The sequence below is a fragment of the Streptomyces sp. NPDC045967 genome (assembly GCF_056430495.1).
Map to the genome: position 1 here is coordinate 136071 of NZ_JBWKLE010000004.1, position 13062 is coordinate 149132.

General features: G+C 71.9%; 10 protein-coding genes. 1 reads left to right on the forward strand and 9 read right to left on the reverse strand.

Annotation, left to right across the window (positions count from 1 at the left end):
* Positions 1 to 2: 2 nt before the first annotated feature.
* The 6 genes from topA to bldG all read right to left on the reverse strand — a co-directional run bounded on the left by topA (position 3) and on the right by bldG (position 9537).
* A complete protein-coding gene (gene topA / locus AC07FY_RS10585; RefSeq protein ID WP_479003533.1) occupies positions 3 to 2816 on the reverse strand; it encodes a type I DNA topoisomerase in 2814 nt (937 codons plus the stop codon).
* A gap of 614 nt (positions 2817 to 3430) precedes the next feature.
* Positions 3431 to 4945, reverse strand: a complete 1515-nt coding sequence (locus tag AC07FY_RS10590; RefSeq protein WP_479003536.1) for a DUF7059 domain-containing protein — start codon at positions 4943 to 4945, stop codon at positions 3431 to 3433.
* A 306-nt stretch (positions 4946 to 5251) separates the two neighbouring features.
* Positions 5252 to 5818: a small secreted protein gene (locus tag AC07FY_RS10595; protein WP_479003539.1), complete on the reverse strand. Its 567-nt coding sequence runs from the start codon at positions 5816 to 5818 to the stop codon at positions 5252 to 5254.
* A gap of 177 nt (positions 5819 to 5995) precedes the next feature.
* A complete protein-coding gene (locus AC07FY_RS10600; protein WP_479003541.1) occupies positions 5996 to 8398 on the reverse strand; it encodes a sodium-translocating pyrophosphatase in 2403 nt (800 codons plus the stop codon).
* Positions 8399 to 8654: 256 nt separating this feature from the next.
* The gene (locus AC07FY_RS10605; protein ID WP_479003543.1) at positions 8655 to 9095 is read right to left on the reverse strand and encodes an ATP-binding protein; all 441 of its coding nucleotides are present in this window, start codon (positions 9093 to 9095) and stop codon (positions 8655 to 8657) included.
* Between the two features lie 100 nt (positions 9096 to 9195).
* Positions 9196 to 9537, reverse strand: a complete 342-nt coding sequence (gene bldG / locus AC07FY_RS10610) for an anti-sigma factor antagonist BldG (protein WP_069920854.1) — start codon at positions 9535 to 9537, stop codon at positions 9196 to 9198.
* Positions 9538 to 9618: 81 nt separating this feature from the next.
* On the opposite strand from bldG, the gene AC07FY_RS10615 reads away from it, so the two are divergent.
* Positions 9619 to 12105, forward strand: a complete 2487-nt coding sequence (locus AC07FY_RS10615; RefSeq protein ID WP_479003546.1) for a DEAD/DEAH box helicase — start codon at positions 9619 to 9621, stop codon at positions 12103 to 12105.
* On the opposite strand, the gene AC07FY_RS10620 is transcribed toward AC07FY_RS10615, so the two are convergent.
* From AC07FY_RS10620 to AC07FY_RS10630, 3 genes are read right to left on the reverse strand one after another with little or no spacing between them, the layout of a single operon-like run.
* Positions 12041 to 12394, reverse strand: coding sequence for an Rv3654c family TadE-like protein (locus AC07FY_RS10620; RefSeq protein WP_479003548.1), 354 nt, complete (start codon positions 12392 to 12394; stop codon positions 12041 to 12043). The genes AC07FY_RS10615 and AC07FY_RS10620 overlap by 65 nt on opposite strands.
* Positions 12391 to 12777 carry a TadE family type IV pilus minor pilin gene (locus tag AC07FY_RS10625; RefSeq protein WP_479003550.1) on the reverse strand — a complete coding sequence of 129 codons (387 nt, stop codon included), beginning with the start codon at positions 12775 to 12777 and terminating at the stop codon, positions 12391 to 12393. The genes AC07FY_RS10620 and AC07FY_RS10625 overlap by 4 nt, the downstream gene beginning before the upstream one ends.
* A complete protein-coding gene (locus AC07FY_RS10630) occupies positions 12764 to 12961 on the reverse strand; it encodes a DUF4244 domain-containing protein (protein WP_479003553.1) in 198 nt (65 codons plus the stop codon). Before AC07FY_RS10630 ends, AC07FY_RS10625 begins: the two co-directional genes overlap by 14 nt.
* Positions 12962 to 13062 lie beyond the last annotated feature (101 nt).

The window sequence follows — 13062 nt, forward strand, 5'->3', positions numbered from 1 at the left end:
GGTCAGTCGTCCGTGGTGGTCGTGGCCGTCTTCTTCGCCACCGTCTTCTTCGCGGTCGTCTTCTTCGCGGTGGTCTTCTTGGCCGCCGTCGTCTTCTTCGCGGCGGCCGTCTTCGTCGCCGTCGCCTTCTTCGCCGGAGCCTTCTTGGCCGGGGCCTTCTTCGCCGTCTTCTTCGCCGGGCCCTTGGCCCGCTTCTCCGCCAGCAGCTCGTAGCCCCGCTCCGGCGTGATCGTCTCGACGTCGTCGTCCCGCCGCAGCGTGGCGTTCGTCTCGCCGTCCGTCACGTACGGCCCGAAGCGGCCGTCCTTGACCACCACCGGCTTCTCGCTGACCGGGTCCGTGCCCAGCTCCTTCAGCGGCGGCTTGGCCGCGGCCCGGCCCCGCTGCTTGGGCTGCGCGTAGATCGCCAGCGCCTCGTCCAGCGTGATCGAGAACAGCTGGTCCTCGGTCTCCAGCGACCGCGAGTCCGTGCCCTTCTTCAGGTACGGGCCGTAGCGGCCGTTCTGTGCCGTGATCTCCACGCCCTCGGCGTCCACGCCGACCACCCGCGGCAGCGACATCAGCTTCAGCGCGTCGTCGAGCGTGACCGTGTCCAGGCTCATCGACTTGAAGAGCGACGCCGTCCGCGGCTTGACGGCGTTCTTGCCCGTCTTCGGCGTGCCCTCGGGGAGGATCTCCGTCACGTACGGCCCGTAGCGACCGTCCTTGGCGACGATCTCGTTCCCGCTGACGGGGTCCTTGCCGAGCTCGAACTCGCCGCTCGGCTTGGCGAACAGCTCCTCCGCGTACTCGACCGTCAGCTCGTCCGGAGCCATGTCGTCCGGTACGTCGGCCCGCTGGTGGCCCTCCGCGTCCTTCTCGCCCCGCTCCACGTACGGCCCGTAGCGGCCGACCCGCAGCACGATGCCCGAACCGACCGGGAAGGAGGAGATCTCCCGGGCGTCGATCGCGCCCAGGTCCGTGACCAGCTCCTTCAGACCGCCGAGGTGGTCCCCTTCGGCCGGCACGACCTCGGTCGCGTCCTCGGACCCGAAGTAGAACCGCTTCAGCCACGGCACGGACTGCGCCTCGCCGCGCGCGATGCGGTCGAGGTCGTCCTCCATCTTCGCGGTGAAGTCGTAGTCGACGAGCCGGCCGAAGTGCGTCTCGAGCAGGTTCACCACGGCGAACGACAGGAAGGACGGCACGAGCGCCGTGCCCTTCTTGAAGACGTAGCCGCGGTCGAGGATCGTGCCGATGATCGACGCGTAGGTCGACGGGCGGCCGATCTCGCGCTCTTCCAGCTCCTTGACCAGCGAGGCCTCGGTGTAGCGGGCCGGCGGCTTGGTCGAGTGGCCGTCCGCCGTGATCTCCTCGGCGGCGAGCGCGTCGCCCTCCGCGACCTGCGGCAGGCGCTTCTCGCGGTCGTCGAGCTCGGCGTTCGGGTCGTCCGCACCCTCCACGTAGGCCTTCATGAAGCCGTGGAAGGTGATCGTCTTGCCGGAGGCGGTGAACTCGGCGTCCCGGCCGTCGGCCGCCCGGCCGCCGATCCTCACGGTGACGCTGTTGCCGACGGCGTCCTTCATCTGGGAGGCGACGGTCCGCTTCCAGATCAGCTCGTAGAGCCGGAACTGGTCGCCGGTCAGACCGGTCTCGGCCGGAGTGCGGAAACGATCACCCGAGGGGCGGATCGCCTCGTGCGCCTCCTGGGCGTTCTTGACCTTGCCCGCGTAGACCCGCGGCTTCTCCGGCAGGTAGTCGGCCCCGTAGAGCTGCGTGACCTGCGCCCGCGCCGCGGACACCGCGGTTTCCGACAGCGTGGTGGAGTCGGTACGCATATAGGTGATGAAGCCGTTCTCGTACAGCTTCTGGGCCACCTGCATGGTCGCCTTCGCACCGAAGCCCAGCTTGCGCGAGGCCTCCTGCTGGAGCGTCGTCGTGCGGAACGGGGCGTACGGGGAGCGCCGGTACGGCTTGGACTCGACCGAGCGGACGGCGAACGAGGTGCCCTCCAGCGCGGCCGCCAGCGCCCGCGCTCCCGCCTCGTCGAGGTGCAGCACCTCGCTCTTGAGCTGCCCGTTCGCACCGAAGTCGCGGCCCTGGGCGACGCGCTTGCCGTCCACCGTGTTCAGCCGGGCGATCAGCGTCGAGGGGTCCGACGCGTCGCCGGTGCGCCCGGTGGCAAAGGTTCCGGTCAGGTCCCAGTACTCGGCGGAGCGGAAGGCGATGCGCTCGCGCTCCCGCTCGACGACGAGGCGGGTGGCCACCGACTGCACGCGGCCGGCCGACAGCCGCGGCATGACCTTCTTCCACAGGACCGGCGATACCTCGTAGCCGTAGAGGCGGTCGAGGATGCGGCGGGTCTCCTGGGCGTCGACCATGCGCTGGTTCAGCTCGCGCGGGTTGGCGACGGCGTCGCGAATCGCGTCCTTGGTGATCTCGTGGAAGACCATCCGGTGGACGGGGACCTTGGGCTTGAGGACTTCCTGCAGGTGCCACGCGATGGCTTCGCCCTCGCGGTCCTCATCGGTGGCGAGGAAGAGTTCGTCGGACTCGGCCAGCAGCTCCTTGAGCTTCCTGACCTGGGCCTTCTTGTCCGCGTTGACGACGTAGATCGGCTGGAAGTCGTGCTCGACGTCCACGCCGAGCCGGCGGACCTCGCCGGTGTACTTGTCGGGGACCTCCGCCGCGCCGTTCGGGAGGTCGCGGATGTGCCCGACGCTCGCCTCGACGACGTATCCGGGGCCGAGGTAGCCCTTGATCGTCTTCGCCTTGGCAGGGGACTCGACGATGACGAGTCGGCGGCCGCCCTTTGCGGTCTCGCTAGTCGGGGACAACTTTGCTCTTCTCTCCGGTCGGCACTCGGTCGCTGTACGGCGACGCTGCGGAGTGTGACGGTACAACCCGCCCCCGTGTCAAACGGCACAAGCCCGCAACGGCCACTCGAACGGTAACCCGACAAGTGCCTGTTCTGCCGCCCGGATGCCGCGCCGGGCCCCGCCCGGTCACCGGGCCGAGTGGCCGGGGGGCCGTCTGGCCCCGCCCGCGGCGCCCGCCCCGGACCCCCCTCGCAATCCGCCCCCGCACCGGCTTCCGCATCGGCTCGGCCCCGGCTTCACCAGCGGACCGGGCGGGCCGCGACCCCGGCGTCAGGGCCGGGCCGGGCGCCGCGCCCGGCGCGCCGGCGAGGTCCCGCCGACGGGGAGGGCCGGCGGGACGGCCGTCAAGGGGCGCACGCTTTCGGCCACCGGCGCGTCGTGCCCGCAAGCGCGTCCCCGCCGGGGCCGGCAGAGCGGCTCCGAGCAGCGGGAACGCACCGCCCGCGAAGATCACCGGACCGCTCCCCGAGACCCCTCCCCCTCCCCCGGGCGCTCCCGCGATCGGCCGGGATTCCGCTCGCGCGGGCCGCCCGGGTACGGCGGTGGACCAGGAGGCACGGCCCCGGTTCCGGCTACCGCCCGGGGCCGGTCACGGGCTCCAGGAAGCCCTGCTCGACGAGCATCCGGATCGCCTCCGGCGTCCGGTCCCGCAGGACGACCGGATCCTCCTGCACGAGCTGTGCGATCGCGTCGAGGATCCGGCCCGCGCTCAGTGAGCCGTCACACACTCCGGCGAAGCCCGCCCCGACCGTGTCGACCTTGGTGGCGCGCCGCATGCCGCGGTTCTGCCGCAGTACGACGTGTTCCGGATCCTCCGAGCCCGGCGCGCCGACCTGCTCCTGGACCACCTCGACCGCCAGCTGGAAGTGGGCCTCCAGCAGGGCGGCGTCATCGTGGTCGCGCAGGTAGTCCTGGCGGGCGAAGTGGGCCAGGACGGTGTCGCCGAGCGGCTGCTCCACCGAGTGCGGCCACTCCTCGACCACGATCGACGGCTCGGCCGCGTCCGTCCGGCGCAGGGTGATCCAGCCGAATCCGACGGCCTTCGTCCTGCGGGCCTCGAACTCGTCCAGCCATGCCTCGTACCGCCGCGCGTACTCGGCCGGGTCGGCCCGGTGGTCGCCCGCGTCGCGCAGCCACAGCTCGGCGTACTGCGTCACGTCCTGCACGTCCCGCTGCACGATCCAGGCGTCACAGCCGCGCGGCACCCAGGAGCGCACCCGGTCGTGCCAGTCCTCCCCCTCCACGTGCTGCCAGTTGCCCAGGAACTGCGCGTACCCGCCGGGGTTCAGGTGCTCGCCGGCCTCTTGGACCAACGTCCGGCACAGGTCATCGCCGCCCATGCCGCCGTCCCGGTAGGTGAGGCGGGCGCCGGGGGAGATCACGAAGGGCGGGTTGGAGACGATCAGGTCGTAGGTCGCGTCGCCGACCGGCTCGAAGAGGGATCCCGCGAGCAGCTCCGCCTCCGGCGCCCCGGACAGCGCCAGGGTCAGACGGGTGAACTCCAGGGCCCGGGGGTTGACGTCGGTGGCCGTGACGCGGGTCGCGTGCTGGGCCGCGTGCAGGGCCTGGATGCCCGATCCGGTGCCGAGGTCCAGCGCGGAGCCCACCGGGACGCGGACGGTGATCCCGGCGAGCGTGGTGGACGCCCCGCCGACGCCGAGGACCACGCCCTCCTCGCGGCTGCCGATCCCGCCGGCCCCGCCGACGGCGCAGCCGAGGTCGGAGACGATGAACCAGTCCTCGCCGTCGGGCCCGCCGTACGGGCGCACGTCCACGGTGGCGTGGACCTCGTCGCCCTCCGTCCGCAGCCAGCCGTCGGCGAGGGCCTCCTCGACCGGCAGCGCGCGTTCGGCGTGCACGTAGGGCACGGGCTGCTGGAGCAGGAACAGCCGGACCAGGGTGGCGAGCGCGCCGTCCCCGCCGCCGCGGGTGGCGCGCAGCGCGGGAACCGTCTCGCTGCGGGCGAGCGCTGCGTAGGCGGGGGCGCCGAGCAGGTCGAGCAGCCCGTCGGCGGTGAAGCCGGCGGTCAGCAGGGCGGTGCGCAGCTCGGCGGCGTGGTCGGGCGAGGGAAGGCTGGTGGTACTCACCCCACCATTGTGGCCGCTGGGACCGCCCGATCCGTGCGCCCGCGCGGCGCAGCAGCAAGGTTCACGCACCAGGGGCCCGCGAGATTCCCGCGCCGCAGGCCCGCGAGGTTCACGCACCGGGCGCCCGCGAGGTTCCCGCGCCGCAGGCCCGCGAGGTTCACGCACCGGGCGCCCGCGAGGTTCCCGCACCGGTCGGCCCGCGGGTGCCGGGAGGCGCCGCGGGGCGGCCGGGACGTGCGACGGGGCGGCCGCGTCCCTTCCGGAACGCGGCCGCCCCGGCCGTCGTCAGGCCACCGGCCCGCCGCGCTACTTGGGCGACGGCGAGGGCGCCGTGACCTGGCAGCCCTTCTGGGCGTTCATGGCCTTGTCGAGACCGCCCGCGTTGAGTTGGGCGAGTGCGTCCTTGCCGCCCTTCGTGGCGTCCTCGAGACCGCCCGCGAGCTCCTTGAGCCCCTCGGCGAACTTCGTCTGGTCCTTGGCGTCGAGCGCGTCCATCCTGGCCTTCAGGGCGGCGTAGCCCTTGGCGGTCTCCTCGAATCCGTTGACCGCCGCGTCCAGGGTGGCCTGGCCGTTCTTGACCGGCGGAACTCCCGCCTCGCGCAGGGCGGACCCCATCGTCTTGTACGACTCGGACATGGTCCCGAACGCCGCGGAGTCGGTCTTCTGGACCTCCTCGGGCTTACTGCTCTCCGTCGCCACGCGCTTGATCTCGGCGTTGGCCGCCTCGACCTTGTCCAGTTCGGGCTGCCACTGGTCACAGACCTTCTTGGCCCAGGCGTCGGCCTTCTTGTCCCCGTCGTCCCCACCGCAGCCGGACAGGACGAGCATCAGTACCGCACCGCCCGACAATGCGGCCGCAAGCTTCTTGTTCACCGGATTGGTCCCTTCGAAGGCTCTCGGCCCGGAAGATACACGGCCCCCATCCGGCGACGCACAAAGGCGGACGGACGGCGCGTCAGTCCGCGCCGCCCGTCCGCCGTTCGGTGGTACGGGGCTCCGGGCCGGTCCTGCCGGGCCGGGCCCCTCGCCCCGCGTGCGTGGTGCCTGCGGTCAGGAGACCGTCGCCGGGTCCGGCGACTGGCCCACGCGCTCGGCCGTACCGCCCGCGGGCTCCTCGCCGACGGCGATGCCCCGCCGCTTGGAGATGTACACCGCGCCGATGATGACGCCGATCGCGATGACCGCGACGACCGCCCGTACGGCCGCACTGGTGTCCGGGCCGTAGCTGAACTGCACGACGGCCGGGGCGATCAGCAGCGCCACCAGGTTCATGACCTTGAGCAGCGGGTTGATGGCGGGACCGGCGGTGTCCTTGAACGGGTCGCCGACCGTGTCGCCGATGACGACGGCCGCGTGCGCCTCGCTTCCCTTGCCGCCGTGGTGCCCGTCCTCGACGAGCTTCTTGGCGTTGTCCCACGCGCCGCCGGAGTTGGCGAGGAAGACCGCCATCAGCGTGCCCGTGCCGATGGCACCCGCGAGGAAGGAGCCCAGGGCGCCCACGCCGAGGGAGAAGCCCACGGCGATCGGGGTGAGAACGGCGAGCAGGCCGGGCGTGGCGAGCTCGCGCAGCGCGTCCTTGGTGCAGATGTCCACGACGCGCCCGTACTCGGGCTTCTCGGAGTAGTCCATGATCCCCGGGTGCTCGCGGAACTGGCGGCGCACCTCGTAGACCACGGCGCCCGCGGAGCGGGAGACCGCGTTGATGGCCAGGCCCGAGAACAGGAACACGACCGCGGCGCCCAGGATCAGCCCGACGAGGTTGTTGGGCTGTGCGATGTCCAGGCTGAGGTTCATCTCCCCGGCCTTGGCGCCGACTTCCTTGACCGCGGTGGCGATCGCGTCGTTGTACGAGCCGAAGAGCGCGGCCGCGGCGAGCACGGCCGTGGCGATCGCGATGCCCTTGGTGATGGCCTTGGTGGTGTTGCCGACGGCGTCCAGGTCGGTGAGGACCTGCGCCCCGGCGCCCTCGACGTCCCCGGACATCTCGGCGATGCCCTGGGCGTTGTCGGAGACGGGCCCGAAGGTGTCCATGGCGACGATGACGCCGACGGTGGTGAGCAGGCCGGTGCCGGCCAGCGCGACGGCGAAGAGCGCGAGCAGGATCGACGTACCGCCGAGCAGGAACGCCCCGTAGACGCCGAGGCCGATCAGCAGCGCCGTGTAGACCGCGGACTCCAGGCCGACCGAGATCCCGGCGAGGACGACGGTGGCCGCGCCGGTGAGGGAGGACTTGCCGATGTCCCGGACGGGACGGCGGTTGGTCTCGGTGAAGTAGCCGGTCAGCTGCTGGATGAGGGCCGCGAGCACGATGCCGATCGCGACGGCGACGACGGCCAGGACGCGCGGGTCTCCGGAGTGGTTGGTGATCGCGGCGTTCTCGACGCCGACGAGCTCCTTGTAGGTGCCCGGGAGGTAGGCGTAGACGGCGATCGCGACCAGTACCAGCGAGATCACGGCGGAGATGAAGAAGCCGCGGTTGATGGCGGTCATCCCGCTGCGGTCGCTGCGGCGCGGGGAGACGGCGAAGATGCCGATCATCGCGGTGATCACGCCGATCGCGGGGACGATCAGCGGGAAGGCCAGGCCCAGGTCGCCGAAGGCGGCCTTGCCGAGGATGAGTGCGGCCACCAGGGTGACGGCGTAGGACTCGAAGAGGTCGGCGGCCATTCCGGCGCAGTCTCCGACGTTGTCGCCCACGTTGTCGGCGATGGTCGCGGCATTGCGCGGGTCGTCCTCCGGAATGCCCTGCTCGACCTTGCCGACCAGGTCGGCGCCGACGTCGGCGGCCTTGGTGAAGATGCCGCCGCCGACACGCATGAACATCGCGATCAGCGCGGCGCCGAGGCCGAAGCCCTCCAGCACCTTGGGGGCGTCGGCCGCGTAGACCAGCACGACGCACGAGGCGCCGAACAGGCCCAGGCCGACGGTGAACATGCCGACCACGCCGCCCGTACGGAAGGCGATCTTCATCGCCTTGTGGGAGACCTCGGTCAGGTCCTTGGCGGGCTCCCCCTCGGCGGGGGTGGCCTCGCGTGCGGCGGCGGCGACGCGGACGTTGGCCCGGACCGCGAGCCGCATGCCGATGTAGCCGGTGGCCGCCGAGAAGAGCGCGCCCACGAGGAAGAAGGCGGACCGTCCGGCCCGCTGCGACCAGGTGTCGGCGGGAAGCAGGAAGAGCAGGAAGAACACCACGACGGCGAAGACGCCGAGGGTGCGCAGCTGACGGCCCAGGTAGGCGTTGGCGCCCTCCTGCACGGCGGCGGCGATCTTCTTCATGCTGTCGGTTCCCTCGTCGGCGGCGAGGACCTGGCGGACCAGGATCTGCGCGACGACGAGCGCGGCCAGGGCCACGGCCGCGATGACGATCACGATGAGCCGGTTGTCATCGGTGAGTACTGCGGCTGCCAGATCCGAGGTGCGGTCCGGCGCGATAGGGGTGAAGAGCCCCGTCATTCGTCCTCCTTGACGTGATGAGCTCAAGATGTGGACGGATTGTAAGGAGCGCACCCTGATCAAAACAGTGCGCCGGAAACGGAATTGGCGTGCTCCTGCTCCCCAGCAATAGATCGCGTCACTCCATTACCCTCGAAAGCGGTAATGGGACAAAGGCGTTGACGCCTGATCATCGATCAAGGAAATGAAAAAGGCCCTGCTCAGCAGGGCCTTGATAAAGATCGGAAGATATGAAGGGGCCGGGCGCGCCGTGGATCTAGGGAAGGTCGGCGGCGCCGGCGACGGGCCAGCTCATCCGGATGGTCCCGCCCGATTCCCCACTCGTCACCTCGACGTCGTCGACGAGCCCGCTGATCACCGCGAGGCCCATCTCGTCGTCGTCCCCGGTGTCGGGGTCCAGGACGGCGTCGATGCCGGACACGGCGTCGCCCGCGCTGCCGGCCGGTCCGGGGACGTCGTCGCCGACCTCGATGGAGAACACCTTCTCCTCCTCGGTCAGGACGACCCGGACGGGCGCGGTCAGCCCGTTGCTGCGGTGCAGTCCGACGGCGCGCGAGCAGGCCTCGCCCACGGCGAGGCGGACCTCGTCGAGGGCGGCTTCCTCCACTCCGGCCCGGCGCGCCACGGCGGCCGCCACGAGGCGGGCCGTCCTGACGTGTTCGGGCTGGGCGCTGAAGCGCAGTTCAACGGTGGCCATGCGCGTCCCCCTCGGACTACGGGCGTGCCTTGGCGGGGGGCCGGGCCGTCAGCGGCCCGGTACCCCCGTTGTCCTCGCGGCTCCCTGCCTGCGGGAGCCGTCAGTCGGTGGCGTTGACGGCGTCTTCCACGGACGTGTGGATCGGGAACACCTTGGTCAGACCGGTGATCCGGAAGATCTTCAGGATGCGCTCCTGGTTGCACACCAGACGCAGCGAACCCTCGTGCGCGCGGACGCGCTTGAGGCCTCCCACGAGCACACCGAGGCCAGTGGAGTCGAGAAAGTCCACTCGCTCCATGTCGACAACCAAGTGGTAGCTGCCGTCGTTCACCAACTCGACCAACTGCTCGCGCAGCTTGGGCGCGGTATACACATCAATCTCGCCACCGACCTCTACGACCGTACGGTCGCCGACAGTGCGAGTCGACAGGGACAGGTCCACGGATCCTCCAGCACCTTGCTATCGAGCGGCGCCCCCCAGGGGCCTCCCCACCCGTAGGTAGGCGAGGGATTGGCTGCCGCGATGGCATTCAATCACTTACCGGCAGGCGCGCACGACGCCTTGGGACCATTGTCCCGCACGCCAGTGACACACTCGGTATCAATGGCCAATACTCACCGTCCCGGTCGGCCCACGGCACCCGCGGACCCACGACCCACCCCCGGCACGGTCCTCGACCGGCTGTCACGGGGGTCTTCCCGGTCTGCGCGCATCACTCATACGGAGCACTTGCCCCCGAGGCAGGGGCGTCATGCGGTCTGGCCCGACCGCATCCGAACGGATGTCGTGGCCGCGATCGAGGCGGCCGGGATCGCCCATCCGTGGGAACACCAGGCCGCCGCGGCCGAGCACGCCCTGGACGGCGACTGCGTCGTGGTGGCCACCGGCACCGCCTCCGGCAAGTCGCTGGCGTACCTCGCGCCCGTGCTCTCCGCCCTGGCCGACGGAGCCGAGGCCCCGAACGGCAGGGGAGCCACCGCCCTCTACCTGTCCCCTACCAAGGCTCTGGCGGCCGACCAGCGACGCGCCGTCCGGGCTCTGGCCGCCCCCCTCGGCAACGCGGTCCGCCCCGCCGTGTACGACGGCGACACGCCGGTGGAAGAACGCGAATGGGTGCGCCAGTACGCCAATTACGTCCTCACCAATCCCGACATGCTCCACCACGGCCTCCTGCCGGCCCACCCGCGCTGGTCCTCCTTCCTGAAGGCGCTGCGGTACGTCGTGATCGACGAGTGCCACTCCTACCGCGGGGTCTTCGGCTCCCACGTCGCCCAGGTGCTGCGCCGGCTACGGCGGCTGTGCGCCCGTTACGGCTCCGATCCGGTGTTCCTGCTGGCCTCGGCCACCGCCAGCGACCCGGCGGCGGCCGCCTCCCGGCTGACCGGCAAACACGTGATCGAGATCACCGACGACGCCTCGCCGCGCGGTGAGCTGGTCTTCGCCCTGTGGGAGCCGCCGCTCCTCACCGAGCTGCGCGGCGAGAAGGGCGCCCCCGTACGCCGTACGGCCACGGCCGAGACCGCGGACCTGCTGACCGACCTGGTCGTCCAGGGGATCCGTACGGTCGCCTTCGTGCGCTCCCGGCGCGGCGCCGAGCTGATCTCGGTGATCACCCAGGAGCGCCTCTCCGAGGTGGACCGGTCGCTGGCCCGGCGGGTCGCCGCCTACCGGGGCGGCTACCTGCCCGAGGAGCGCCGGGCCCTGGAGCGGGCCCTGCACTCGGGCGAGCTGCTGGGACTGGCCGCCACGACCGCCCTGGAGCTGGGCGTGGACGTCTCGGGGCTGGACGCGGTCCTGATCACGGGCTACCCGGGCACCAGGGCGTCCCTGTGGCAGCAGGCGGGCCGCGCCGGGCGGGCGGGGCAAGGCGCCCTGGCCGTGCTGATCGCCCGCGACGACCCGCTGGACACCTACCTCGTCCACCACCCCGAGGCACTGTTCCGCCAGCCTGTGGAAGCCACCGTGCTGGACCCGGACAACCCCTACGTCCTCGCCCCCCACCTGTGCGCGGCCGCGGCGGAGCTGCCGCTGACCGAGGCGGACCTGGAGCTGTTCGGCCCGGCGACCGAGGACCTCATCCCCCAGCTGGAAGCGGCGAAGCTGCTGCGCCGGCGGGCCACGGCCTGGCACTGGACCCGCCGGGAGCGGGCCTCGGACCTGACCGACATCCGGGGCGGCGGCGGCCGCCCGGTGCAGATCGTGGAGGCCTCGACCGGGCGGCTGCTGGGCACGGTCGACGAGTCGGCCGCCCACACCGCCGTCCACGAGGGAGCCGTCCACCTCCACCAGGGCCGCACCTACCTCGTGCGGCAACTGGACCTCCAGGACTCGGCGGCCCTGGTCGAGGAGGCGAACCCGCCCTACTCCACCACCGCCCGCGACACCACCTCCATCTCCGTCCTGGAGACCGAGACCGAGATCCCCTGGGGCCCGGCCCGGCTCTGCTACGGCTCTGTCGAGGTCACCAACCAGGTTGTCTCCTACCTTCGGCGCAAACTGATCACCGGCGAGGTGCTGGGAGAGGCCAAACTCGACCTGCCGCCCCGCACCCTGCGCACCCGTGCCGTGTGGTGGACGGTCACCGAGGACCAGCTCGACGAGGCCCGGATCAACCCGGAGATCCTCGGCGGCGCCCTGCACGCCGCCGAGCACGCCTCCATCGGCCTGCTCCCGCTCTTCGCCACCTGCGACCGCTGGGACATCGGCGGCGTCTCCGTGCCGCTGCATCCCGACACCCTCCTCCCGACGGTCTTCGTGTACGACGGCCACCCCGGCGGCGCCGGCTTCGCGGAGCGGGCCTTCCACACCGCCCGCGCCTGGCTGACGGCGACCCGCGACGCCATCGCGGCCTGTGAGTGCGAGGCCGGCTGCCCCTCCTGCATCCAGTCGCCCAAGTGCGGCAACGGCAACGACCCCCTGCACAAGCGCGGCGCGATCCGCCTCCTCACCCGCCTCCTGGCGCAGTCACCTCCCGAGGCGGACCCGCCCGGGCCCGGATCTGCGGGGTGAAGCTCCCCGCGGCCGGGCGGGCCGTCACCTCCGCGACCTCGCCGCGCAGCGCGCAGGCGGCCAGGGTGGCGCCCTGCGCCCGGGCCACCCGCAGCGCCGCCGAGCAGGCCGCCTCGGGCCCGTGCGTCCAGGACGCCGCCGCAGCGAGCGCCGCGAGGTCCGCGGCGGCGGCCGCACGGTGCCGGGCCACGACCGCCTGACCGAGCAGCAGCACCCCGCCGAACACCGCCACCAGCACCGTCGCCACCAGGACCGCCCATACCGTCGCGGAGCCCCGGTCCCGGCTCACGGCGGCGGCCCCACGCTGTCCTCCGCCAGGGCCACCGCCTGAGCCCCGAGGCGTACCGGCAAGCCGCGCGGGCCCGGCGCCGGGGCGGCCACGCGCACCCGCCACAGGTCGCCCTCCCGCTCCAGCTCCACCCGGGCCCCCGACGGCGCGGCGGCCCGCGCCGCCGCCACCGCGACCTCCGCGGGCTCCGACCGGGCCGCCGCCCGGGCGCCCGCCCGGGCGGCGTCGACGCACCGGATCTGCGCGGCCGCCGCCATCAGGGCCCACACCAGCAGAGCGGCGAAGAGCACCAGAGCCGGGATCACCAGGGCCGCCTCCGCCGTCACGAAGCCCCGGTCCCGCGTTTTGCGGCGGGCGGCGAGGGCGTCCTCAGAAGGGCACATCGAGTGCCTTTCCGATGGTCGACTGGAGCGCCGTGGAGACCACTTCGCTCGTCACCACCTTGTACAGAACAGCGGCGAAGGCACAGGCCGCGATCGTGCCCATGGCGTATTCCGACGTGGACATCCCCGTGTCGCCACCGCGACCGCGCAGTGCCGTCCGCATGCGAAACCAGATGATCCTCATGACTGCTCCTCTTGATTTCCGTTGATGAGGTGAGTGATTGATGTGAGAGCGATTGGTGGCGAGCGATTGCTGTGAACGTGATCGATGTGGAAGTGATCGAT